The sequence below is a fragment of the Actinokineospora terrae genome (genome assembly GCF_900111175.1).
In the GTDB taxonomy this organism is placed as follows: domain Bacteria; phylum Actinomycetota; class Actinomycetes; order Mycobacteriales; family Pseudonocardiaceae; genus Actinokineospora; species Actinokineospora terrae.
Map to the genome: position 1 here is coordinate 178,216 of NZ_FOGI01000009.1, position 21,153 is coordinate 199,368.

At 71.9% G+C, this 21,153-nt stretch carries 23 protein-coding genes; 9 read left to right on the forward strand and 14 right to left on the reverse strand.

The window, feature by feature from the left end:
- Both BMY07_RS21700 and BMY07_RS21705 read right to left on the reverse strand, forming a co-directional pair.
- Positions 1-288: a hypothetical protein gene (locus BMY07_RS21700; protein ID WP_092781657.1), complete on the reverse strand. Its 288-nt coding sequence runs from the start codon at positions 286-288 to the stop codon at positions 1-3.
- Between the two features lie 111 nt (positions 289-399).
- Positions 400-1,245, reverse strand: a complete 846-nt coding sequence (locus BMY07_RS21705) for an aminodeoxychorismate lyase (protein ID WP_092781660.1) — start codon at positions 1,243-1,245, stop codon at positions 400-402.
- Between the two features lie 107 nt (positions 1,246-1,352).
- Between BMY07_RS21705 and BMY07_RS21710 the strand changes: the two genes are divergently transcribed.
- The 5 genes from BMY07_RS21710 (at position 1,353) to BMY07_RS21730 (ending at position 5,522) form a co-directional block, all read left to right on the forward strand.
- Positions 1,353-1,733 (forward strand): transcriptional repressor, encoded by a 381-nt coding sequence (locus tag BMY07_RS21710; RefSeq protein WP_170224338.1) that lies wholly within the window; start codon positions 1,353-1,355, stop codon positions 1,731-1,733.
- On the forward strand, positions 1,730-2,848 hold the full coding sequence (gene ygfZ, locus BMY07_RS21715; RefSeq protein WP_092781666.1) for a CAF17-like 4Fe-4S cluster assembly/insertion protein YgfZ: 1,119 nt from the start codon (positions 1,730-1,732) through the stop codon (positions 2,846-2,848). The genes BMY07_RS21710 and ygfZ overlap by 4 nt, the downstream gene beginning before the upstream one ends.
- Before the next feature lie 241 nt (positions 2,849-3,089).
- Complete coding sequence (locus tag BMY07_RS21720; protein WP_092781669.1) at positions 3,090-3,938, forward strand: beta-keto acid cleavage family enzyme; 849 nt, start codon at positions 3,090-3,092, stop codon at positions 3,936-3,938.
- Positions 3,939-3,993: 55 nt separating this feature from the next.
- The gene (locus BMY07_RS21725; RefSeq protein WP_092782254.1) at positions 3,994-4,563 is read left to right on the forward strand and encodes an RsiG family protein; all 570 of its coding nucleotides are present in this window, start codon (positions 3,994-3,996) and stop codon (positions 4,561-4,563) included.
- Positions 4,564-4,580: 17 nt separating this feature from the next.
- Complete coding sequence (locus BMY07_RS21730; protein ID WP_245782557.1) at positions 4,581-5,522, forward strand: asparaginase; 942 nt, start codon at positions 4,581-4,583, stop codon at positions 5,520-5,522.
- Positions 5,523-6,365: 843 nt separating this feature from the next.
- Here BMY07_RS21730 and BMY07_RS21735 read toward each other — a convergent pair.
- Positions 6,366-7,250, reverse strand: coding sequence for a DUF8083 family protein (locus tag BMY07_RS21735; protein ID WP_092781675.1), 885 nt, complete (start codon positions 7,248-7,250; stop codon positions 6,366-6,368).
- A 217-nt stretch (positions 7,251-7,467) separates the two neighbouring features.
- Here BMY07_RS21735 and BMY07_RS21740 point away from each other — a divergent pair, with 217 nt between their 5' ends.
- On the forward strand, positions 7,468-7,650 hold the full coding sequence (locus tag BMY07_RS21740) for a DUF3073 domain-containing protein (RefSeq protein WP_092781678.1): 183 nt from the start codon (positions 7,468-7,470) through the stop codon (positions 7,648-7,650).
- Positions 7,651-7,767: 117 nt separating this feature from the next.
- On the opposite strand, the gene BMY07_RS21745 is transcribed toward BMY07_RS21740, so the two are convergent.
- The 4 genes from BMY07_RS21745 to BMY07_RS21760 all read right to left on the reverse strand — a co-directional run bounded on the left by BMY07_RS21745 (position 7,768) and on the right by BMY07_RS21760 (position 11,920).
- Complete coding sequence (locus tag BMY07_RS21745) at positions 7,768-8,826, reverse strand: NADH:flavin oxidoreductase/NADH oxidase (protein ID WP_092781681.1); 1,059 nt, start codon at positions 8,824-8,826, stop codon at positions 7,768-7,770.
- A gap of 95 nt (positions 8,827-8,921) precedes the next feature.
- Positions 8,922-10,394, reverse strand: coding sequence for a tripartite tricarboxylate transporter permease (locus BMY07_RS21750; protein WP_218150729.1), 1,473 nt, complete (start codon positions 10,392-10,394; stop codon positions 8,922-8,924).
- 21 nt (positions 10,395-10,415) lie between these two features.
- A complete protein-coding gene (locus BMY07_RS21755) occupies positions 10,416-10,943 on the reverse strand; it encodes a tripartite tricarboxylate transporter TctB family protein (protein WP_092781687.1) in 528 nt (175 codons plus the stop codon).
- On the reverse strand, positions 10,940-11,920 hold the full coding sequence (locus tag BMY07_RS21760; protein WP_245782558.1) for a Bug family tripartite tricarboxylate transporter substrate binding protein: 981 nt from the start codon (positions 11,918-11,920) through the stop codon (positions 10,940-10,942). The genes BMY07_RS21755 and BMY07_RS21760 overlap by 4 nt, the downstream gene beginning before the upstream one ends.
- A 150-nt stretch (positions 11,921-12,070) precedes the next feature.
- Here BMY07_RS21760 and BMY07_RS21765 point away from each other — a divergent pair, with 150 nt between their 5' ends.
- Positions 12,071-13,624 (forward strand): sensor histidine kinase, encoded by a 1,554-nt coding sequence (locus BMY07_RS21765; RefSeq protein ID WP_092781693.1) that lies wholly within the window; start codon positions 12,071-12,073, stop codon positions 13,622-13,624.
- Entirely contained in the window at positions 13,621-14,280 is a 660-nt protein-coding gene (locus tag BMY07_RS21770) for a response regulator (protein WP_092781696.1), read from the forward strand. The genes BMY07_RS21765 and BMY07_RS21770 overlap by 4 nt, the downstream gene beginning before the upstream one ends.
- On the opposite strand, the gene arfB is transcribed toward BMY07_RS21770, so the two are convergent.
- The 6 genes from arfB to purF all read right to left on the reverse strand — a co-directional run bounded on the left by arfB (position 14,281) and on the right by purF (position 20,002).
- Positions 14,281-14,709, reverse strand: a complete 429-nt coding sequence (gene arfB, locus BMY07_RS21775; protein ID WP_092781699.1) for an alternative ribosome rescue aminoacyl-tRNA hydrolase ArfB — start codon at positions 14,707-14,709, stop codon at positions 14,281-14,283.
- Between the two features lie 38 nt (positions 14,710-14,747).
- Positions 14,748-15,524, reverse strand: coding sequence for an ArsR/SmtB family transcription factor (locus tag BMY07_RS21780; RefSeq protein ID WP_092781702.1), 777 nt, complete (start codon positions 15,522-15,524; stop codon positions 14,748-14,750).
- 71 nt (positions 15,525-15,595) lie between these two features.
- The gene (locus BMY07_RS21785; RefSeq protein ID WP_092781705.1) at positions 15,596-16,372 is read right to left on the reverse strand and encodes a hypothetical protein; all 777 of its coding nucleotides are present in this window, start codon (positions 16,370-16,372) and stop codon (positions 15,596-15,598) included.
- Positions 16,373-16,432: 60 nt separating this feature from the next.
- The gene (locus BMY07_RS21790) at positions 16,433-16,942 is read right to left on the reverse strand and encodes a SigE family RNA polymerase sigma factor (protein ID WP_092781708.1); all 510 of its coding nucleotides are present in this window, start codon (positions 16,940-16,942) and stop codon (positions 16,433-16,435) included.
- 411 nt (positions 16,943-17,353) lie between these two features.
- A complete protein-coding gene (gene purM / locus BMY07_RS21795) occupies positions 17,354-18,436 on the reverse strand; it encodes a phosphoribosylformylglycinamidine cyclo-ligase (protein ID WP_092781711.1) in 1,083 nt (360 codons plus the stop codon).
- Positions 18,437-18,469: 33 nt separating this feature from the next.
- Positions 18,470-20,002 (reverse strand): amidophosphoribosyltransferase, encoded by a 1,533-nt coding sequence (gene purF, locus BMY07_RS21800; RefSeq protein ID WP_177215698.1) that lies wholly within the window; start codon positions 20,000-20,002, stop codon positions 18,470-18,472.
- Positions 20,003-20,121: 119 nt separating this feature from the next.
- On the opposite strand from purF, the gene BMY07_RS21805 reads away from it, so the two are divergent.
- Positions 20,122-20,775 (forward strand): TVP38/TMEM64 family protein, encoded by a 654-nt coding sequence (locus tag BMY07_RS21805; protein ID WP_092781714.1) that lies wholly within the window; start codon positions 20,122-20,124, stop codon positions 20,773-20,775.
- Here BMY07_RS21805 and BMY07_RS21810 read toward each other — a convergent pair.
- Positions 20,772-21,146 carry a sterol carrier family protein gene (locus BMY07_RS21810; protein WP_092781717.1) on the reverse strand — a complete coding sequence of 125 codons (375 nt, stop codon included), beginning with the start codon at positions 21,144-21,146 and terminating at the stop codon, positions 20,772-20,774. The two genes, BMY07_RS21805 and BMY07_RS21810, sit on opposite strands and share 4 nt — an antisense overlap.
- Positions 21,147-21,153: the final 7 nt, after the last annotated feature.

Below are 21,153 nucleotides of genomic sequence, written 5' to 3' on the forward strand. Positions count from 1 at the left end.
CTAGGCCTTGGCGAGCAGGTACTGGTCGTTCCACCAGCAGTTGGACGAGGCCCTGGTCGCGGTGTAGGTCCAGCCCGCAGGCACCCGACAGGCCCAGAGGCCGGGCTCGGGCAGGGTCACGTAGTACAGCGGTTCGCAGCCGACGTCGGCCCGCACCATGACGTAGGTGTAGCCGGCGGGCACGGTGCGGCACGACCACCGGTATTCGGCCGCGCTCGCTTGCGTGGATAACGTGGTGGCCGCGAACACGGCGGCGAACACGACTCCGAGGACTTTGCTGGGTTTCACGAGTCCCACCTTTCGCACGGGAGACCCCGCTTTCGGGGCTGCCCCAGCACAGCAGGACCGGGCGCTCGTGATCATCCGCCAATTGGTTGAACCAATTGAGGGGTTGTCCGGTTACCGGTATTCGGCCTCGTACAGGGCGTTCAGCGCGGTGCCGAGCTCGGTCGCGTCGGGCAGCGCGGCGCCGTCGAGGGTGTGCACGCGGGTGACCTTGCGGACGCTGGAGACGACGAACAGGCCGTCGGCGGTGGCCAACTCGTCGGCGCGCAGCGGCTCGACCTTGGTCGACCACCCCGCCCGCTCGGCGGCGCGGAACAGCGCGCCCTGGGTGGTGCCGGGTAAGACGCCGCTCGACGGCGGCGGGGTGCGGAGCGTGCCGCCGCTCGCCACGACGACCGTGGACGTCGGTCCCTCGAGGACGGTCCCGTCGTCACCGACGAAGATCACCTCGTCCACGCCCAGCTTCTCGGCGTGCCGCATGGCTGCCATGTTGACCGCGTACGACAGCGTCTTGGCGCCGAGCAGCAGCCACGGCGCGCGCTCCACGACGGCCGGGTCGAACCCGCGCTCCAGGGTCACCGCGGTGACGCCCGAGGTCCGGTTGCGCACCGCCCGACCGCCGATGGGCAGGCCGATCGCGTACCCGGTCGGGCCGCCGCCGCTGTACTCGGGGCCGCGGGTGTAGACGAGCTTCACCGCCATCTCGCCCGGCTCGGTCCACGCGCCGATCACGATCCCGACCAGGCGCTCCCAGGCCGCGAGGTCCGGTGCGGGCAGCTCGAGCATCGCCGCGGACCGGCTCAACCTGGCCAGGTGCGGACCCAGTTCCCGTGGCTGCCCGTCGACGACCAGCACGGTCTCGAACACGCCATCGCCCCTGGTCAGGCCGAGGTCGTCGACCCTGATGTGCGGGGCACCCGGGTCGGCGAGGGTTCCGTCGAGCATCGCCAGCACGCGCATGCGGCGAACCCTACGCGGGCGCAGGCCCTAACATCGAACAGGTGGACACCGCCCACTCGCTGGAGGACCGACGCGCGCACCTGCGGGCCACCCTGCACGAGCGCGGCATGCGGATGACACCGCAGCGCCAACTCGTGCTCGACGCCCTGCTGGTGCTGGAGCACGCGACCCCCGAGCAGGTCTGCGCGCACGTCCAGCGCGCGACCCCCACGGTGAACATCACCACGATCTACCGCACGCTGGAGCTGCTGGAGGGCCTCGCCCTGGTCCGGCACACCCACCTCGGGCACGGCGCGCCGACCTACTCGGTGCACGAGCACCAGCACGTCCACCTCGTCTGCCACCGCTGCGGCCACGTCGTCGAGTCGCCGAAAGCGGTCATGGACCAGCTGTGCGGAACACTGCGGGCCACCCACGGGTTCGAGCTGGATGCCAGCCACCTCGCGCTGTCCGGAACGTGCCAGACCTGCTCCCAGGAGACCCCGTGACCGACCGCTCCCCGATCCTCGACCAGCAGGGCGCCGTCCCGGCCCCCGAGAGCGCGGCGTCGGCGGTGCCGTGGCACTTCGGCGACCCGTTCGCCGAGCAGCGCAGCGCGGCGCGCAAGGTCGCCGTGGTGGACCGCTCCGACCGCGAGGTGATCGCGGTGCCCGGCCAGGAGCGGCTGACCTGGCTGCACCTGGTGATCTCCCAGCACGTGACCGACCTCGCCGACGGCGCGGGCACCGAGGCGCTGGTGCTCGACGGGCAGGGCCGGGTGGACGCGCACATGCTGCTGGCGCACGTGGACGGCACGGTCTGGCTCGACACCGAGTCCGGCGCGGAGGCCAGCGGGGTGCGCGGTGAGCCGATGCGGCTGCTGGAGTACCTCCAGCAGATGGTGTTCTGGTCCAAAGTGGAGCCACGGGACGCGACGGCAGAGCGGGCGGTGCTGAGCCTGGTCGGCCCCGAGACGCCGGACCTGCTGGCCACAGTGGACCTCCCGGTGCCCGCGGCGCCGTACGGGGTGGCCCTCGCCCACGACGTGGTCGTCCGCCGGATGCCGTGGCCCGGCCACGACGCGGTCGACCTCCTGGTCCCCAGGGCGGAGCTGGTGGCGTGGTGGACCCGGCTCACCGAGGCGGGCGCCCGGCCGATGGGCAGCCTGGCCTTCGACGCGCTGCGGGTCGAGTCGCTGCGGCCCCAGCTCGGGGTGGACACCGACGAGAAGACGATCCCGCACGAGGTGAACTGGATCCACGTCGCCGCGCACGTCGCCAAGGGCTGCTACCGGGGCCAGGAGACGGTCGCGAAGGTGCACAACGTCGGCCGCCCGCCGCGCCGGATGCTGCTGCTGCACCTCGACGGCGCCACCGACGTGCTGCCGGACACGGGCGCCGTGGTGTACGCCGGTGAGCGCGCGGTCGGCCGGATCGGGTCGGTGGTGAACCACCACGAGCTGGGCCCGATCGCGCTGGCGCTGATCAAGCGGTCGGTCGAGCCGGGCACGGACCTGGTGGTCGGCACCGGCGAGGCGACCACCCAGGCCTCGATCGACCCGGACTCCGTACCCGACGACACTCCCGCGCTGGGCCGCAAGGCAGCGCAGGGTCTACGCGGGTAGGTCGCGGGGGCAACTCGATACGGCGAACCTGCTTCGCGCGGGGACTCCGGCGGCGTCCAGCGAAGCACGAAGGCGGGGCCGGAAGACGGCCCTCCCCCGCGCGGGAGGGCCTGCGGACGCTGCCCCCACACGCAGAATCGAGCGTCGGGTACCAGAGACTTCGCGGCAGCCGGGTGAGAGTGCCCGGTCCGGACGCCACGAGGGTTGTGGGTGGGCCGGGCGGCTGTGCCAGTATCGCGCCATGTCACCGTCGACGCCCCGTCCTGGCAGCTCCGGCACGTTGATCACGGTCGCCCCCACCGGGGCCGAGCACAGCAAGGCGGATGTGCCGAACCTGCCGGTCACGCTGGAGGAGTTGGTGCGCACCGCGCGCGACTGCGAGCGGGTCGGCGCCGCCATGATCCACATCCACGTCCGCGACGACGACGCCAGGCCGACGCTGGACCTCGGGCGCCTCAAGGAGACGGTGGCCGCGGTCCGGGAGAACACCCGGCTGATCGTCCAGCTGTCCACCGGCGGCGCGGTGACCGACCCGGAGTCCGCCAGGCTGGGCGTCCTCGACGCCATGCCGGACTCGGCGTCGTGCACCATGGGGACGGTGAACTTCGGCGACGACGTGTTCCTCAACCGCTGGGAGTTCGTCGTCGCGCTGCACAAGGGCATGCAGGAACGCGGCATCGTGCCGGAGTACGAGATCTTCGACCTCGGCCAGCTGACCGCGCTGCGCAGGCTCATCGACGAGCACGGCCTCCCCGCTGGCGGGCACGTCCACCTCGACCTGGTGATGGGCGTCCCCGGCGGCATGCCGGGCGACACCGAGACGCTGGCCGCCGCGCTGCGGTTGGTCCCCGACGGCGCGACGTTCTCCGCGACCGGGGTCGGCCGCACGAGCCTGCCCGTGCTGCTGGCGAGCCTGTCCGCCGGTGGCCACGTCCGGGTGGGGATGGAGGACACGCTGTCCTACGCCAGGGGCGAGCGGGTCCGGGACAACGCCCAGCTCGTCGCCAGGGCGGCCGGGCTGGCCAAGATCGCGCAGCGGCCACCGGTTGGTCCGGAGGAGTCGAGGGTACTTCTGGGGGTGGCGAGCTGAACGCGGTAGTCGTCAAGATATGGCGATCGAGCACCGAGTGGCGGAGGATGTGCCCGTGATCGAAGTCCGCCCTGGAGGGCGCAGGCGCATCGACAGGGTGTTGTCGCCTGAGTACGTCGAGGGGCTGGCCGGGCTTGGCCTGGTCGAGGTCCGCGCGCGCCGCGACGACGCGGCGCAGGAGGAGACCGACCTGTCCTACCTGCGCAGGCTGCTGCACGGCCGGATCGACATCGTGCGCGCCGAGCAGCGCCGCCGGGCCAACGGCGAGTCCACCTCGGTGGTCGACCAGCTCGCGGTGATCCTCGCCGACAACGCGGTCGGCCCGGCGACGGGCTCCGGCCGCTACCAGAGCATGGAGCCGTCGCGGGCGGAGGCGCACCGCAGGCACGTGGAGGCGCTGGTGTCCGACGCGGACCTGTCGGACGTGGGCGCGCTCGCCGACGACCGGCTGGCGCTGGCGCTGCTGACCTACCAGCAGGAGGAGGCCTCGGTCTCCCAGCGCAGGCGCGAGGTGCAGAAGGTGATGGACCTGCTCAACGACGAGATCGGTGGCCGGTACCGCGCGGGTAGCGCGTCGGTCGACGACCTGCTCGCCGCTGAGCGCGGCAAGGGAGAGCAGCGCTGAACCCCGTCCTGGTCGAGGTGTTGCGGTCCGGTTTCGTCGAGTCGATCCACCGGGGTTCGGTGGTCGTGCTCGACCCCGACGGCCGGGTCCGGCTCGCCCTCGGCGAGGTCGACGAGCCCGTCTTCACCCGTTCGTGCAACAAGCCGTTGCAGGCCCTCGGGCTGCTGCGGGCTGGTCTTGACCTGCCGGACGACGCCGATCTCGCGGTCGGCTGCGCGTCGCACAGCGGCGAGGCCGAGCACGTCGAGCAGGTGCTGGGGATCCTGGCCAAGAACGGGCTCGCGGAGTCCGACCTGGGCTGCCCGCCGGACTGGCCGCTCAACCAGGCGGCCCGCAACCGGGTGATCGCGGGCGGCGGCGGCAAGCGGGCGGCGGCGATGAACTGCTCCGGCAAGCACGCCGCGATGGTGGCGACCGCAGCGCAGCAGGGCTGGTCGGTGCTCGACTACCTGGACCCGGACCACCCGGCCCAGTCCGCCATCGCCGACGCCGTCGAGGACATGACCGGCGAGCGGATCACCTCCATCGGCGTCGACGGCTGCGGCGCCCCCCTGTTCGCGCTGACCCTGCGCGGCCTGGCCACCGGCTACACCCGCCTGGTCACCGCCGCCCCCGGCACCCGCCGCCGCCGCGTCGCCGACGCCATGCGCGCCCACCCCCACCTGGTCGGCGGCACCGACCGCGACGACACGGAGCTGATGCAGGCCATCCCCGGCCTGCTGGTCAAGGGCGGCGCGGAAGGCGTCCACGCCATGGTCCTGGCCGACGGAACCGCCATGTCCATGAAAATCGACGACGGCGCCCCCCGCCCCAGAACACCCATCCTGGTAGGCGTCCTCCGAGCCCTGGGCTACGACGCCCCCGAACTAGAAGAAAAAGCCGAACGCGACGTCCTAGGCGGCGGAGTCCCCGTAGGCGCCGCCCGCCTAACCGATGGCCTACTAGACACCCTCGTCTAGCCCTCCCGCAGCCCCCACCTCGCTGCGACCCTCCCGCCGCTCAAGATCAACTCCGCCCCGGGGACCCACCCTCCCGGGGCCCGGGGCCCCATCTCTGAACCTATCGACCTCGGCGGTTTGTCAATAGGCCTCGGCCGGGTTCTGTGGATGGTTGGTGGGGTTGTGGACAAGTGTCCGTTCCGTTCCGAGCACCGCCCAGGTGGACCTACCGGCCGAGGGACCTGCGGGCGCCACAGCTCGCCCGCCTCCGACCAGCGCGAACGATCATCGACTCGACCCCACCGATCCAAGCCGGGCGAAGACCCAGCGACGGTGGTCTGCGCCCGGCCTTCACAGACGTTGGCCAACCACGCACCCTCACGGACGTTGGCCCCCACCCGGCCTTCACAGACGTTGGCCAACCACGCACCCCTGAACAACGTTGGCCGACACGCGCTCCTCGGAGTCGCTGGTGCCAACTGCTCGATGGGGTGGACTTGTTTTGTGTGGGGGAACACCAGTCGTAGCGTCGTTCGCGGACAGGGCCATGCTTTTCGGCCCCTGCTTTGCGGTCCTGCCACGGCTGGTGTCGGGGCCCCACGCAAAACAAGTCCACCGCATCGAGCACAGCTCGTAAATCGCGCCCGGGCCAATGCCGAAGGCGAGGCGTCCACCGTCGACGCCGCAGGCGAGCACGAGAGCCGGACACGCCCCCAGCTCAAGATCAAACCGCCCACAGCAGCCCCCGATATACAGCCTACCGAGCAACACCGACAATCCGGGCAGAGCGAGCAGGCCCCTGTGGACAACCACTGTGGACACCCAACCCACCGCAGGCCCCACCCGAGCCCACAGCCCTAGAACTCAGTTCCGCTGCTCCCGCTGCGCCAACCCCGACCAAAACGCCCGCAACCGATCAAACCGCTCCCCCACCGGCCCCGGATCCGACGCCTCAATCGCGTCCAAGATCGCGTGCACGTCCTCAGCAGACGTGTCCTCCATCAACTCCTCGTCCGACAGCAGCTGCACAAGCCCCCCATAGTCGAGCTCCACTGCCGACCCGTCATCGAAGTTCTCCAGCCACCGGGCGGTATCAGCGAGGACCTTCGTAGGCCCCGTCTCGCCGAACGTCTGCACCGCGAGTTCATGCGCTCGCTCCACCCGCCGGAGGGCGTCGCCGTGGCTGGAGCGCCAGTAGAGCTGGCGGCGGGGGTCTTCGCGGGGGGCTAGGACGATGTGGCGTTGGGCCGGGTCGAAGAGGGCGAACCAGGGCAGTGGGACGGTCCAAGTGGTGGAGACGACGTGGACGGCGCCGCTCGGGAGGTTGGCGAGGACTCGGGTGGCCTGCTGCCTTACCCGGTCGGGTGACGCGGTCAGTACCGCGTCGCGGAGGGCAGGGCCCGCGGTGGCGAGGAAGCCGACCATGGCGGCGGCGGAGCGGGCGCGGAGGTCCAGTGGGCAGACCAGCGGGCCGGGGCCGCAGGTGGCCTCGCCGGTGGGGACCTCGGCCGGGTCGATCACCAGGAGGTCTCGCAGGGCGCTCGGGGAGGGTCGGCCGTCGCGCGACTCACCCGGGAGGGCTGCTCCGATCTGGTGTGACTTGAGCCATACCTCGCGCTCCCGGACCGGGGCGTCCAGCCGGTCCACCGGGCCCGCCTCGATCGCGGCTCTCAGCAGGTCAGCGAGGGGTTCGTCGAACGAGGACAACGGTTCGTACACCCGCAGGTAGGCGACGAACGGACGAGGCACCAGCCCATCGTTTCACGGACCGCTACCGCGGCGGCGTCCAGGAAGGTGAACGGGTGGTGATCCGGGCGGCGTTCGCGGCGATGTCAGGTTCTGCACACCGTGCCGCGTCGCATCGAACCCCTTCGGCACGGTACGGTAGTTAGCAGGAATCAACTGTCGACATCTACGGGGCCGCCGTTCCCCCGGCCGCCCCGTCACTGTGCGAGGGGGTCGAGCCATGGGGCGCGGCCGAGCTAAGGCCAAGCAGACGAAGGTGGCCCGGGAGCTCAAGTACAGCTCACACCACACGGACTTCGACGCCCTGCAGCGCGAGCTGTCGGGCGGTCAAGAGGACGGTCACGAGAGCAGTGACCGGTTCGACGACTCGTCCGACGACGAGTACGACGACTACCGGCGGTGAATCCGGGGTCCAGTGCCCCGGTGCTGGACCCCTGACCCCGCTTACCCCCTCACCTGCCCCGTGCGGCTGCCCCACGCCCCGGTAACTCCCGGATGGTGGGACAGCCGCGTGGCACGCTCAGAACGCCCGCGCGTACTGGGCAGGCGGGGTGTCCTCCGCACCCAGTGCGGCTGCCGCGCGCCTCGGCCAGTACGGGTCGCGCAGCAGCTCACGGGCCAGCAGCACCAGGTCGGCAGCCTCGTCCGCGAGGATCCGCTCGGCCTGGTGCGGTTCGGTGATCATGCCGACCGCCGCGGTGGCCACCTCGGCCTTGCGGCGCACGGCGTCGGCGAAGGGGACCTGGTAGCCCGGCCCGACCGGGACCCGCGCGGTGGCCACGTTGCCGCCGGTCGACACGTCGATCACGTCGGCGCCCGCGTGCGCGAGTGCGCGCGCGATCTCCACGGTGTCGTCGACGGTCAGCCCGCCCTCGGTCCAGTCGGTGGCCGACACCCGGACGAACACCGGGAGGTCGGGTCCGACCGCGGCCCGCACGGCGCGGACGACGGCGAGTGGGAAGCGCAGCCGTCCGGCCTGGTCGCCGCCGTACTCGTCGGTCCTGGTGTTGCTCAGCGGCGACAGGAACTGGTGCAGCAGGTACCCGTGGGCGGCGTGCACCTCGACGACCTCGAAGCCCGCCGCGACGGCGTTGCGCGCCGCCTGGGCGAAGGTCTCGACGAGCGCCTCGACGTCCGCGGGGGCAAGCGCTTGCGGGACGGGGTAGCTCGCGCTGAACGGCTGGTCGGTGGGTCCGACGGTCTGCCAGCCGCCCTCGGCGACCGCGCCGTCGCCGTCGTCCCACGGCCGGTAGACCGACGCCTTGCGCCCGGCGTGCCCGAGCTGCACCCCGGGCACCGCGCCCTGCGCCTTGATGAACGCGGTGATCGGCCGCCACGCCTCGACGTGCGCCGCCGACCAGATGCCGGTGTCCTGCGGGCTGATCCGCCCGGCCGGTTCGACGGCGGTGGCCTCGGCGAACACCAGGCCGGCGCCGCCGACCGCGCGCGACCCGAGGTGGACCAGGTGCCAGTTGTCCGGCAGGCCGTCTTCGGCGCTGTACTGGCACATCGGGCTGACCACGATCCGGTTGGGCAGGGTGACCGACCGGATGGTCAGCGGGGAGAAGAGCAGGCTCACGGGTCCTCCAGGAATCAGTTCGCTCGGTGACGAACTTCCACGTCGACCCTAGTAAGCCCGCCCGGCCCCCGGTCTGTTCCCGTCCGGGTTCCTGGTCACACCCGCGCGGCCCGGCGCTTGCGCAGCGCGTTCGCCGCGGGCCAGAGCAACACGACGGCGACGACCGCGTAGACCACGATCGAGAACGGCGTGTTCACCAGCCCGGTCAGCGACCCGTCGGAGAGCTGCAGCGCCCGGCGCATCTGCTGCTCGGCGGCAGGCCCGAGGATCACCCCGAGCACCGCGGGCAGCACCGGCAGCCCGTAGCGGCGCATGGCCAGCCCGATCACGCCGATCACGAACAGCACCAGCAGGTCGGCCACCTGCCCGCTGACCGCGTAGGCCCCGACCGCGGCGAAGAACAGGATGCCCGCGTACAGGTACGGCCGGGGGATCTTGAGCAGCTTGGCCCACACCGGGGCCAGCGGCAGGTTCAGCACCAGCAGCAGCACGGTCCCGACGAACAGGCTGGCGATCAGCCCCCACACCAGGGTCGGCTCCCGCTGGAACAGCAGCGGCCCCGGCTGGATCCCGTACTGCTGGAACGCGGCCAGCATGACCGCCGCGACGGCCGTGGTCGGCAGGCCGAGGGTCAGCATCGACACCAGGGTCCCCGCCGCGGACGCGCTGGCCGTGGCCTCCGGTCCCGCGACGCCCTCGATGGCGCCGTGGCCGAACTCGCTCTTGTCCTTCGCGAGCCGCTTCTCCACCGCGTAGGACAGGAAGGTCGGGATCTCGGCCCCGCCTGCGGGCAGCGCCCCGAACGGGAACCCGATCAGCGGCCCGCGCAGCCAGGGCTTCCACGAGCGGCGCAGGTCGTCGCGGCCGAGCCAGGCCCGGCCGACCGGGATCGGCTCGGCGGGGCGGCGGCGCAGGTGCAGCGCGACCCACAGCGACTCGCCGACGGCGAACAGGCCGACCGCGACGATGACGACGTCGATGCCGTCGGCCAGTTGCAGGGAGCCGAAGGTGAGCCGCTGCTGCCCGGTCATCTCGTCGAGCCCGACGAGGCCGATGACCAGGCCGATCAGCAGGGCGGCGAACCCGCGCACCCGGGAGGTGCCCAGCACCGAGGTCACCGCGATGAACGCCAGGACCATGATCGCGAAGTAGTCCGGGGCGCCGATGCCGACCGCGAGCGCCGCGACGGTCGGGGCGAGCAGGACCAGCAGGGTGGTGCCGATGAGCCCACCGGCGAAGTGCCCGATGGCGGCCGCCGCGAGCGCCTGGGAGCCGCGGCCCTTGCGGGCCATCGGGTTGCCCTCGATGGCCGCGACCACCGCCGCGCTCTCACCGGGGGTGTTGAGCAAGATCGATGTGGTCGAGCCGCCGAACATGCCGCCGTAGTAGATCCCGGCGAACATGATGAACGCGCCGGTCGGTTCGAGGCCGTAGGTGACGGGTAAGAGCAGCGCGACCGCCATGGCCGGGCCGATGCCGGGCAGTACACCGATGAAGGTGCCGAGCAGCACGCCGATCGCGGCGAGCGCGAGGTGCGTCGGGGTCAGCGCGGTGCCGAACCCGGACATGAGCAGGTCGAAGGATTCCACTCACAACACCCCCATCAGCGGTCCACCGGGCAGGGGCACCCCGAGCAGGTTGTTGAACACGACGTAGGTGACCAGCGCCATGCCCGCCGCGATGAGTGGGTCCCGCACCAGTTCACGACTGCCGAGCGCGTAGGCGGCGCCCCAGAACAGGACCGTGCCGGAGATCGGGAACCCGAGCAGCCCGATCAGCGCCGCGTTGGCCAGGAACGCCCCGGACAGCAGCAGCACGGTCTTCCAGTCGCCCGGTTCGGACAGGTCGACGTCCTCGCCCGCCTCGGCCTCGCCCTTGCCGCCGCGCAACACATCCCTGGCCAGCAGGGCGGCGACCAGCAGCAACAGGCCGCCGACCAGCACGGGTACCGCCTCGGGGCCGACCGGGCCGCGCTGGGCGAAGTCGGTGGGGATGCTCAGCGCGTCGGTGAGCACCAGGACGCCGAGCGCGGCGAGCACCACGCAGACGCCCAGTTCGGAGTGCTCGCGCAGCCACTGCCGGTCGAACCGCGGCCGGTTCCCGGTGAGCGCGCTCATGCCAGCCCCAACTCCCTCAGCACGTCGGCGACCCTGGCGTTCTCGGCGGCGAGGAACCTGCCGAACTCCGGGCCGGTCTGGAACGCGTCGGTCCACCCGTTGCGCCGCAACGACTCCTGCCACGCGCCGGAGCCGTGCAGGTCGGTGAGCAGCGTGACCAACCGGTCGCGCGCCGTGTCGGTGATGCCGGGCGGGGCGACGACACCGCGCCAGTTGGTGAAGTCGACGTCCACACCGGACTCCTGCAACGTCGGGGCCTGCACGCCGGGGATCCGCTTGCCGCTGGTGACGGCCAGGACGCGCAGCTCGCCCGCCTGGATCTGGTCGCGGTACTCGCCGATGCCGGACACACCGAAGGCGACCTTGCCGCCGAGCACCGAGGCGAGCAGCTCGCCGCCACCGTCGAAGGGCACGTAGTTGACGTCCCTCGGGGCCAGCCCGACGGCCTTGGCCATCAGCATCGGCGCGAGGTGGTCGGGTCCGCCGGGGGACGAGCCGCCGCCGACCGGGACCGCGCCCGGGGTCGCCTTCCAAGCCGCGATCAGCCCGGCCAGGTCGGTGTAGGGCGAGTCCTTGGCCACCACCACGATGTCCGGCTCCTCGATGAGCCTGGCGATCGGGGTGGTGTCGGCCAACGACGAGGGCGACTTGTTCGTGTAGACGCTGCCGACGACGCCCAGGCCCATCGACATGATGAGCTTGTCGTTGCCGCGCTCGTTCACCAGGCGACCGAGGCCGACAGTGCCACCGGCGCCAGGCAGGTTGAACACCTCGATGCCGCTGGACAGTCCGCTGTCCTCGATCGACTTGACCGCGGTTCTCGCCGTGATGTCGTAGCCACCGCCTGGCGAGTTCGGCACCAGCACGCGCAGGCCGCGCACACCGGTGCTGTCGGAGTCTCCCGAGCTGAGCAACGGGGGCACCAGCAGCACCGCCGCCAGGGCGGTCAGCGCGGCGGCCAGCGGCGATACGCGCACTGTGCCTTTCATACGGTGACCCGCCCCTCATTTCGTCGAATGCAAGCATGTTGCCCCCGAGTTACGGCTGTTGTCTCCTTGCGGCCACAGCGGTCGTTGTGGTCCTTGTGTTCACGGGCTGAGCCGGGTGAGTCAGGGCACACTGGTGCGATGGCTGGACGGGGCTCACTGGCGCGCCAACTGCTCGGTTGGCAGGTGGTGGTCGTGGTGACCCTGCTCGGCGCGGTCGCGGTGTTCTCGGCGATCCAGGCGCGGTCGGCGTTCCAGACCACCGAGGGCCGCCGGATGCTGTCGGTGGCCGAGGACGTCGCCGCGACCCCGGGCGTGCGGGCCGCGCTGGCCGACCCGCTGCGCTACCACCAGCTGCCGCCCTTCGCGGAGAGCGCGCGCAGCCTCTCCGGCGCGGACGGCGTTCTGATCGCGTTGCCCGCGTTGCGGGTGCTGACCTCACCGGACCCGGCGCAGGTCGGCGGTCCGCTGCCGATCGGGGACAGCACTGTCCAGTCAGGACGGTCGTGGGTCGGCGAGGTGGGACCCTACCTGGTGGCGCACGTGCCGGTGATCGGCGACGACGGCACGGTGATCGGGATCGTCGCGGCCGAGGCGGACCGGCCCTCGTTCGTGGCGGGCGTGGTGCACTCGCCCGGCGAGGCGCTGCTGATCCTCGGGGTGGCGACGGTGCTCGGCGTCGGCGGGTCGCTGCTGGTGGCCAGGCGGGTGAAGCGGCAGACGCTGGGGCTGGAGCCGACCGAGATCGCCGGGCTGGTCGAGCACCGGGAGGCGATGCTGCACGGGATCAAGGAGGGCGTCGTCGGCCTCGACCAGCAGGGCAGGGTGACGCTGGTCAACGACCACGCGCGTGCGCTGCTGTCGCTGCCCGACGACGCGGTCGGGCGGCCGGTCACCGACTTCGAGTTCAACGACCGCGCGCTCGACGTGCTCAGCGGCCGGGCCGAGGGCGCCGACCAGATCGTGCTGCGCCGCGGCCGGGTGCTGATCATGAACCGGATGCCGATCGGCGGCGGGGACGGCGGCGTCGGGTCGGTGGTGACCTTGCGCGACCGCACCGAGATCGTCGCGCTGCGGCACGAACTGGACGCCAACCGGGCCACCACGGACACGCTGCGCGCGCAGGCGCACGAGTTCTCCAACCGGCTGCACACCATCGCGGGCCTGATCGAACTGGGCGAGTACGACGAGGTCCGCCGCTACGTCGACCGGGTCAGCCACACCCGGTCCGCGTGGCAGTCGGAGGTCGGTTCGCACGTGGCGGACCCGGCGGTGGCCGCGCTGCTGGTGGCCAAGTCGAGCCTGGCCGCCGAGCAGGCCGTGGGGCTGCGGCTGGCGCCGTCGAGCCGGTTGGGCCCGGTCGACGAACACCTGTCGGCGGACCTGGTGACGGTGCTGGGGAACCTGGTGGACAACGCGCTGGACTCGGTGCGCGGCGGTGGCGGCTGGATCGAGGTCGCGCTGACCCACGACGACGGGGTGGTGCTGGTGGTGGTGCGCGACTCGGGGCCGGGGGTGGCGCCGGACCTCGCCTCGGAGGTGTTCCGGCACGGGTTCACCACCAAGGCGGCGGAGGAGGGTGGGCAGCGCGGTCTCGGGCTCGCGCTGACCCGCCAGACCTGCCTGAGCCGCGGCGGCACGATCGAGGTCGACGGCGCCGTGTTCACCGCCCGGCTGCCGGAGGTGCCCGCGTGATCAGCGTTCTGGTGGTGGACGACGACTTCATGGTCGCGCGGGTCCACTGTGGATACATCGAGCGCACGCCTGGCTTCAGCGTGGCCGGGGTCGCCCACACCGGTGCCCAGGCGCTGGCGCTGACCGCCCGGCTGCGCCCGGACCTCGTCCTGCTCGACATCTACCTGCCGGACATGGGCGGCCTGGAAGTCCTGCGGGAGCTGCGCAACGGCCAGGCCCAGCCGGACGTCATCGTCATCAGCGCCGCCACCGACGTGGACACCGTCCGGGGCGCCCTGCGCGGCGGCGTGCTGCACTACCTCGTCAAACCGTTCGCCTACACCGCGCTGCACGACCAGCTGCGCCACTTCGCCACCGTCCACACCAGACTCGGCGAGCTGACGAGCGCCGACCAGGCCGCCATCGACGAGGTCTTCGGCGCCCGGCCCCGCTCCGCGCTGCCCAAGGGGCTCACCGAGCAGACGGCCGCCCTGGTCGAGCAGGTCCTGCGCGCCGCGGACCCGGACATCTCGGCGGCCGAGTGCGCCGCGCGGTCGAACATCTCCCGGGTCAGCGCCCGCCGCTACCTGGAGCACTTCGTCGACGCCAACCGCGCCGAGGTCCGCCTGCGCTACGGCGGCACCGGTCGCCCAGAACGCCGGTACCGCCTGCGCTGACTAGTCGTCCGGCGGGCGCTTGCGCGTCTGCTTGGTCTGGGAGCGTTGCTTCTTGGCCGTGAGGCGGCGTTCGCGGGAACCGCGGGAGGGTTTGGTGTCGCGACGGGACGGGGGCGGCGGAGCGGCGGCCTGGCGCAGCAGGGCGGCCAGCCGCTCGCGGGCCGCGGTGCGGTTGGCCAACTGCGCCCGGTACTCGCTGGCCGCGATGGTCAGCACCCCGTCCACCAGCCGGTTGCCGAGCCTGGCCAGCATCCTGCCGCGCAGCGTGTCCGGAATGGACGGTGACCTGGCGACGTCGAACGACAGCTCCACCCGGCTGTCGGCGGTGTTCACGCCCTGGCCACCGGGACCGGACGACCGGGAGAACCGCTCACGCAGCTCACCCGCCGGTACGACCAGCGTCGCGGACACCACCAACTCATCAGGCACGCGTACCAGGATGCCTTAGCGGGCAAACGGGTTTCCGCTCAGGAGTACAAACCGGTGCCGGTCTCCAGCAGCGTCTTGAGGTCGCTGAGCACCTGCGGCCAGCCGCCACCGGCGTTCTCGACCTCGCCTGCGACCTGGGCCCCGGTCTGCGGCGCACCGTCGACGTCGTGGGTGAGGGTGAGCGAGCACACGCCGTTGTCGCCCTCGGCGATCTCGTAGGTGAGCCGGGTGACGGGCTCGTCGAGCCAGGTCGGCCGCCAGGTCTGCACCAGGCGGCGGGGCGGGTCGGACTCGATGACCTCGCCCTCGACCACGCACGCGGTCGACTCGATGCCGGGCATGTGGTCACCGGCGAGGGTCTTGAACACGCCGCCGGGGCGCAGGTCGTAGTCGACGACGCCGCGGTAGCCGTAGCGGGTCGACCACTCGGGGTCGACGATCGCGGTCCAGATCGCCTCCGGGGTGGCCTTGATGTAGACGCGGTGCACCTGAACGGTGGTCACGGGGTTCTCCAGTGTGTGTTTCAAGTGGACGAGCGCGGCCAGCCCGGGCTCGGTGTACTTGTCGATCCAGCGGTCGTGCACGAGCCGGATGGGCACGGCGTTGAGGAAGTGCAGCTTCTCCCGCCCGCGGCGCCGGGTGGTGATCAACCCGGCTTCCTCGAGCAGCCGCAGGTGCTTCATCACACCGAACCTGGTCATGTCCACATCGGACTCAAGCTCGGACAGCGTGCGCCCGCCCCCGGCGAAGAGCCGGTCGAGCAACCGCCGCCTGGTCGGGTCGGCCAGCGCCTTGAAGACCAGGTCGTCGCTCACCCGGTCGAAGATAGGTGACCATATGGTCACATGTCAACGCGGACGAGGGCCAGGCACGGGATCGCGCGTGGTCAGGGGGTGATGCCGGGCAGCGTCGCGATCTTGACCAGCATCGAGTCGGGCAGCACCTGGTCGAGGCGCCCGTGCGTGCCCGCGGTCTCGGTGACCTCGACCGTCACCGAGTCGGACCGGTCGGCGACGACCTGGACCACGGTGGGGCCGTTGTCCGGGAAGTCCCTGCTGGTGCGCACCTTCGCGCCCCCGACGGCGGTGGTCGTGCAGTGCGGCAGCGGCTTGCCGGTCGAGGGGTTGACGCAGTCCATCATGTGCGTCAGCGCCGCGGTGAAGTAGACGCTGATCTGGAGCAGGCGATCACCCTTGGGCGTCTCCAGGGTGACCTTGAGTTCACCGCCGTCGAACTCGTACCACTGGCGGCCCGCGGTGATGGCGACCGGGCGCACCCCCGCGGGCCAGGGCAGAGCCGAGTCGCGCAGCGCGTAGTAAGACCGCTCCAGGGTCTTGGTGGTGACCGTCGTCCTCGGCGTCTCGGTCGGCGCGCCGGGCAACAGCACCGGGGAGGTCGGCAGCGGCTCGGGCGTCGCCGTGGACACCGGGCCGGAGGGGGAAGCGGGCAGGACCGAGGGCCCGCTGAGGCCGAGCGCGCCACTGGACAGCACCGCCGCGCCGAACACGGCCACCGCCACCGCGGCCGCCACCCCGCCGGTCGCCGCCGCCCTGCGCCGCCGCAACCGCCGCCGCCCATCAGCGACGACCCCGTCCCGGTCGAAGCCGAGCGGCGGCTCGGCACCGAACGCCCGACCCAGCAGGTCACGCACCTCGTCGGTCACAACTGCCCCTCCACCCGATCACGGCCACCCTCCGTCGCACGCCCCCCGATCCCGTCCCGCTCACCGCTGCCCCTCGACCAGGATCCGACCGTCCGCCAGGTGCTTGCGCAGCGCCGCCAACCCCTTCGCCGCCTGGCTCTTGATCGTCCCCTCGCTCTTGCCCAGGGCCTGCGCGGTCTCGGCGACGCTCAGGTCCTCCCAGTACCGCAGCACCACGACCGCCCGCTGCCCGACAGGCAGCAGCGCCAACGCCCGCCGCACGTCCACCGCGTCGTCCACACCCACCGGGTCGACCCCGACCTCGGGCAACCGCTCGACCACGTTCTCCCGCCGCCGGAACGCCCGCCGCGACTCGTCGATCGCCGACCGCACCATCACCTTGCGCGAGTAGGCGTCCACCCCGCCCTCGCGGTTGAGCCGGGGCCACGCCACGTAGATCTTCGCCAGCGTCGTCTGCACCAGGTCCTCCGCGCGGTGCCAGTCACCCCCGCTGAGCAGGAAGGCGGTCCGGCGCATGACAACGGCCCGGCTGTCCAGGTACTCCCCGAACTCCGCGTCCCGGTCCGGCACGAGTACCTCCCTAGGTCGCCCTTTAGTACGAGCGGACACCCCAGCAGGTTGCCCCGCCCCCCATGGTCATCTCCACCTCCAGCGGCGAACCCACAGCAACCCCACAGTCCCTTGCCGCTCCCCGCCGCTTGCTGGCCTTGCTGGCCTTGCTGGCCCAGGATCACCCGGTTCAGCGACAAAAGTTATCCACATCTGGATCTTGTTCACGGTGCGTTCAAGATCCACTGTCGGGGGGTGCCGATAGACTGGGACCTGGGACGCCCCCCGGTGAGGGTGGGGGCTGGGCCGGGTCGGGACCGCGTGCGCGCGAGGCGGCTGGGGCGGGGTAAGGGGCGGGCTTCGGGGTGACTGCGGCGGGTATGGCGAAGGCCCGGCGGCGCTGGGGAGCGCGGCCGGGCCTTCGAGGTGGGCTTAGAAGCGGGGGTGGTCGCCCGTGAGGGTGGCGCGGGGGGTGGTGGGGTCCTCGGCGGGGCGGACTTCGCCGAGGATCCAGGAGGGGACGTGGCGGGCGGTGAGGACGGCGAGGGCTCGGTCGACGTCTTCGGGGGCTACGACGGCGACCATGCCGACGCCCATGTTGAAGGTGCGCTCCATCTCCTCGCGGGCCACCCGGCCGCGCTGGGCGATGAGGGAGAAGACCGGCTGCGGGGTCCAGGTGCCGCGGTCGAGCGTGGCGTGCAGGCCGTTGGGGATGACCCTGGCCAGGTTGGCCGCGAGGCCGCCGCCGGTGATGTGGGCGAAGGTGCGGACCTCGGTCTCGGCGGCCAGCGCGAGGCAGTCCTTGGCGTAGATGCGGGTCGGTTCCAGCAGTTCCTCGCCCAGGGTGCGGCCGAACTCCTCGACGTGGCCCGAGAGCGGGATGCGGCCGATCTGCAGCAGCACGTGCCGCGCCAGCGAGTAGCCGTTGGAGTGCAGGCCGGAGGAGCCCATGCCGATCAGCACGTCGCCGGGGCGGACCCGGTCCGGGCCGAGGATCTGGTCGGCCTCGACCACGCCGACACCGGTGGCGGACAGGTCGTACGCCCCGTCCGACATCAGGCCGGGGTGTTCGGCGGTCTCGCCGCCGAGCAGGGCGCAGCCCGCCTGGACGCAGCCCTCGGAGATGCCCTTGACCAGTGCCGCGATCCGGTCCGGCAGGACCTTGCCGACGGCGATGTAGTCCTGTAGGAACAGCGGTTCCGCGCCGCAGACCACCAGGTCGTCGACCACCATGGCGACCAGGTCGACGCCGACGGTGTCGTGGATGTCCAGCGCCTGGGCGATGGCGATCTTGGTGCCGACGCCGTCGGTCGACGAGGCGAGCACCGGTTCCCGCCAGCGGTCCAGCTTGAGCTTGAACAGGCCAGCGAACCCGCCGATGCCGCCGAGCACCTCGGGCCGGTTGGCCTTGGCCGCCCACGGCTTGAGCTTCTCGACCGCCTCGTCACCTGCTTCGATGCTCACGCCTGCTGCGGCGTAGGTGGCGTTGGACTCGGGTGAGCTGGTCTCAGTCATGGCTCGAATCAGGTCGGAGGGTCAGGACGGTGGTCACGGGCGCCGGAGGGCGTCCTCGGCACCGTACCCGGCTGGCTGCAGCGGCGCGGCGGAGCCCGCCACACCCTTCTCGATGCCCTCGAGCAGGTGCTTGCCGATGAGGGCGTCGTCGGGCAGTTCGATCGGGTACTCGCCGGTGAAGCACGCCGCGCACAGCCGCGTCTTGGGCTGCTCGCTGGCGGCGATCAGCGCGTCGAGCGAGACGTAGCCCAGCGAGTCCGCGCCGATGGAGCGGCGGATGCCGTCGAGGTCGAGGCCGTTGGCGACCAGTTCGGCGCGCGAGGCGAAGTCGATGCCGTAGAAGCAGGGCCACTGCACCGGCGGCGACGCGATCCGCACGTGCACCTCGAGCGCACCGGCCTCGCGCAGCATCCGGACCAGGGCGCGCTGGGTGTTGCCGCGCACGACCGAGTCGTCGACCACGATGAGCCGCTTGCCCCGGATGACCTCGCGCAGCGGGTTGAGCTTGAGCCGGATGCCGAGTTGGCGGATGGTCTGCGACGGCTGGATGAAGGTGCGCCCGACGTAGGCGTTCTTCACCAGCGCGGTGCCGAACGGGATGCCGCTGCCCTGCGCGTAGCCGATGGCCGCTGGCGTGCCCGATTCCGGCACCGGGACGACCAGGTCGGCCTCGACCGGGTGCTCGTCGGCGAGGCGGCGGCCGATCTCGACCCGGGTGGCGTGCACCGAGCGGCCGGAGATGGTGGTGTCCGGCCTGGCCAGGTACACGTACTCGAACAGGCAGCCCTTGGGTTCCGGGCTGGCGAACCGCGACGAGCGCAGCCCGTCGGTGTCGATCGCGATCAGCTCGCCCGGCTCGACCTCGCGGACGAACGAGGCGCCGACGATGTCGAGCGCGGCGGTCTCGCTGGCCACGACCCAACCGCGTTCGAGGCGGCCGAGCACCAGCGGCCGGACCCCGTGCGGGTCGCGGGCGGCGTAGAGGGTCGACTCGTCGGAGAAGACCAGGCAGTACGCGCCGCGGATGGTCGGCAGGACCTCCAGCGCGGCCTGCTCCAGGCCCTTGTCTGCGGCGCTCGCCGCGAGCAGGGCGGTCATGATGTCGGAGTCGGTCGTCGCGCCGTTGCGGGAGGTCACGCCGAGCTTGGTGGCGCGGTCGCGCAGTTCGGCGGTGTTGACCAGGTTGCCGTTGTGGCCGAGGGAGAGCCCGCTGCCGGTGGCGGTGGTGCGGAAGGTCGGCTGGGCGTTCTCCCAGGTGGTCGACCCGGTGGTCGAGTACCGGCAGTGCCCGACGGCGACGTGGCCGCGCAGCGAGGACAGGACCTGCTCGTCGAACACCTGGCTGACCAGGCCGAGGTCCTTGAAGACGACGATCTGGTGGCCGTCGGCGACCGAGATGCCCGCCGCCTCCTGCCCACGGTGCTGGAGTGCGTACAGACCGTAGTAGGTGAGTTTCGCCACTTCCTCGCCTGGGGCCCAGACACCGAAGACCCCGCATTCCTCGCGGGGTTCGGGCTCGGGCTGGTCGAAAGTGGGGATAGGGCCAGTCGTGAACTGGTCGGCCACCAAGCGCTCCCTGGGGGTGGAGTGAGGGCTGCACCCCAGTGTAAGCGCTGCTCGGCGCACCCAAGTCCACCGCACGGTGGCGCACATCACCCGGCAGTCCTTGCCGTTACCGTGGTGGAGTGCCTGGTGGTCGAGCCCTACTCCTCCTGCTGGCCGCACTCGTGATCCTTGTCGTGGCCGGATCTCTCACCCCGATCCCTAGCCCCGTGCAGGTCCGGGTGTGGGCGGAGGGGCTCGGTTGGGCGACCCCGGTGATCTTCCTGGTCGGCTACTCGTTGCTCACGGTGGCGCCCATCCCGCGCACCGTGTTCAACCTGTCCGCGGGTCTGCTGCTCGGCGGGGCGGTCGGGTTCGTGGTCGCGATGGTGGCGACGACGATCGCGTCGGCGGTGGCGTTCTCGCTGGCCAGGGGCCTGGGGCGGCGGTGGGTCGAGCCGCACATGGAACGCGGTGTGGTGCGCGTGGTGAACTCGCGGCTCGCGGGCGGCGGGCTGGGCGCGATCACCTCGCTGCGGCTGGTACCCATGATCCCGTTCGCGCCGATGAACTACTGCTGCGGCCTGTCGACGATCCCGTTGCGGCCGTTCCTGGTCGGCACGTTCCTGGGAAGCCTCCCCGGCACGGCGGCGGCCGTCTTCCTCGGTGACGCCCTCACCGGCACGACCCCGCCCGCGCTGGTGGCCGTCTACGCGGTCCTGGCGGTCGTGGGCGCCATCGGATTCGTCTTGGTCATGCGCCGCACCAAGCCGGAACGCGAACTGGTCGACGCCTAGAACCTCAGCAGGGGCAGCAACGCGGACAGATCCGCGCGCGCTCCCGAAGCTGCCACCCGCCCACCGGTCACCGCGTCGTCCCAGCTCACCCGTCCGACCGCCAGGTCGAGCCAGGTGCGTGGATCCATCTCGATGACGTTGGGCGGCGTCCCCCGCGTGTGCCGGGGACCTTCGACGCACTGCACGGCCGCGAACGGCGGCACCCGCACCTCGACGCTGTGCCCCGGCGCGTGCTGCTCCAGGGTGCGCAGGCTCAGCCGGACAGCGGCGGCGAGCACGGGACGTGCGGGCTGCTCGCCGCCGTCGAGCCACGGGAGGGTGGCTGCGACGGCGGCGCGGAGCTCTGCGGGGTCGATGGCCTTGCGCGGCACGGGTCCG

Bases quoted from the DNA above. Each gene is read 5' to 3' on its own strand.
- BMY07_RS21750 (WP_218150729.1), bottom strand. From the start codon at position 10,394: ATGTCCGGGTTCGGCACCGCGCTGACCCCGACGCACCTCGCGCTCGCC.
- BMY07_RS21720 (WP_092781669.1), top strand. From the start codon at position 3,090: ATGTCACCGTCGACGCCCCGTCCTGGCAGCTCCGGCACGTTGATCACG.
- BMY07_RS21710 (WP_170224338.1), top strand. From the start codon at position 1,353: ATGCGGATGACACCGCAGCGCCAACTCGTGCTCGACGCCCTGCTGGTG.
- BMY07_RS21740 (WP_092781678.1), top strand. From the start codon at position 7,468: ATGGGGCGCGGCCGAGCTAAGGCCAAGCAGACGAAGGTGGCCCGGGAG.
- BMY07_RS21705 (WP_092781660.1), bottom strand. From the start codon at position 1,245: ATGCGCGTGCTGGCGATGCTCGACGGAACCCTCGCCGACCCGGGTGCC.
- purM (WP_092781711.1), bottom strand. From the start codon at position 18,436: ATGACTGAGACCAGCTCACCCGAGTCCAACGCCACCTACGCCGCAGCA.
- BMY07_RS21755 (WP_092781687.1), bottom strand. From the start codon at position 10,943: ATGAGCGCGCTCACCGGGAACCGGCCGCGGTTCGACCGGCAGTGGCTG.
- BMY07_RS21765 (WP_092781693.1), top strand. From the start codon at position 12,071: ATGGCTGGACGGGGCTCACTGGCGCGCCAACTGCTCGGTTGGCAGGTG.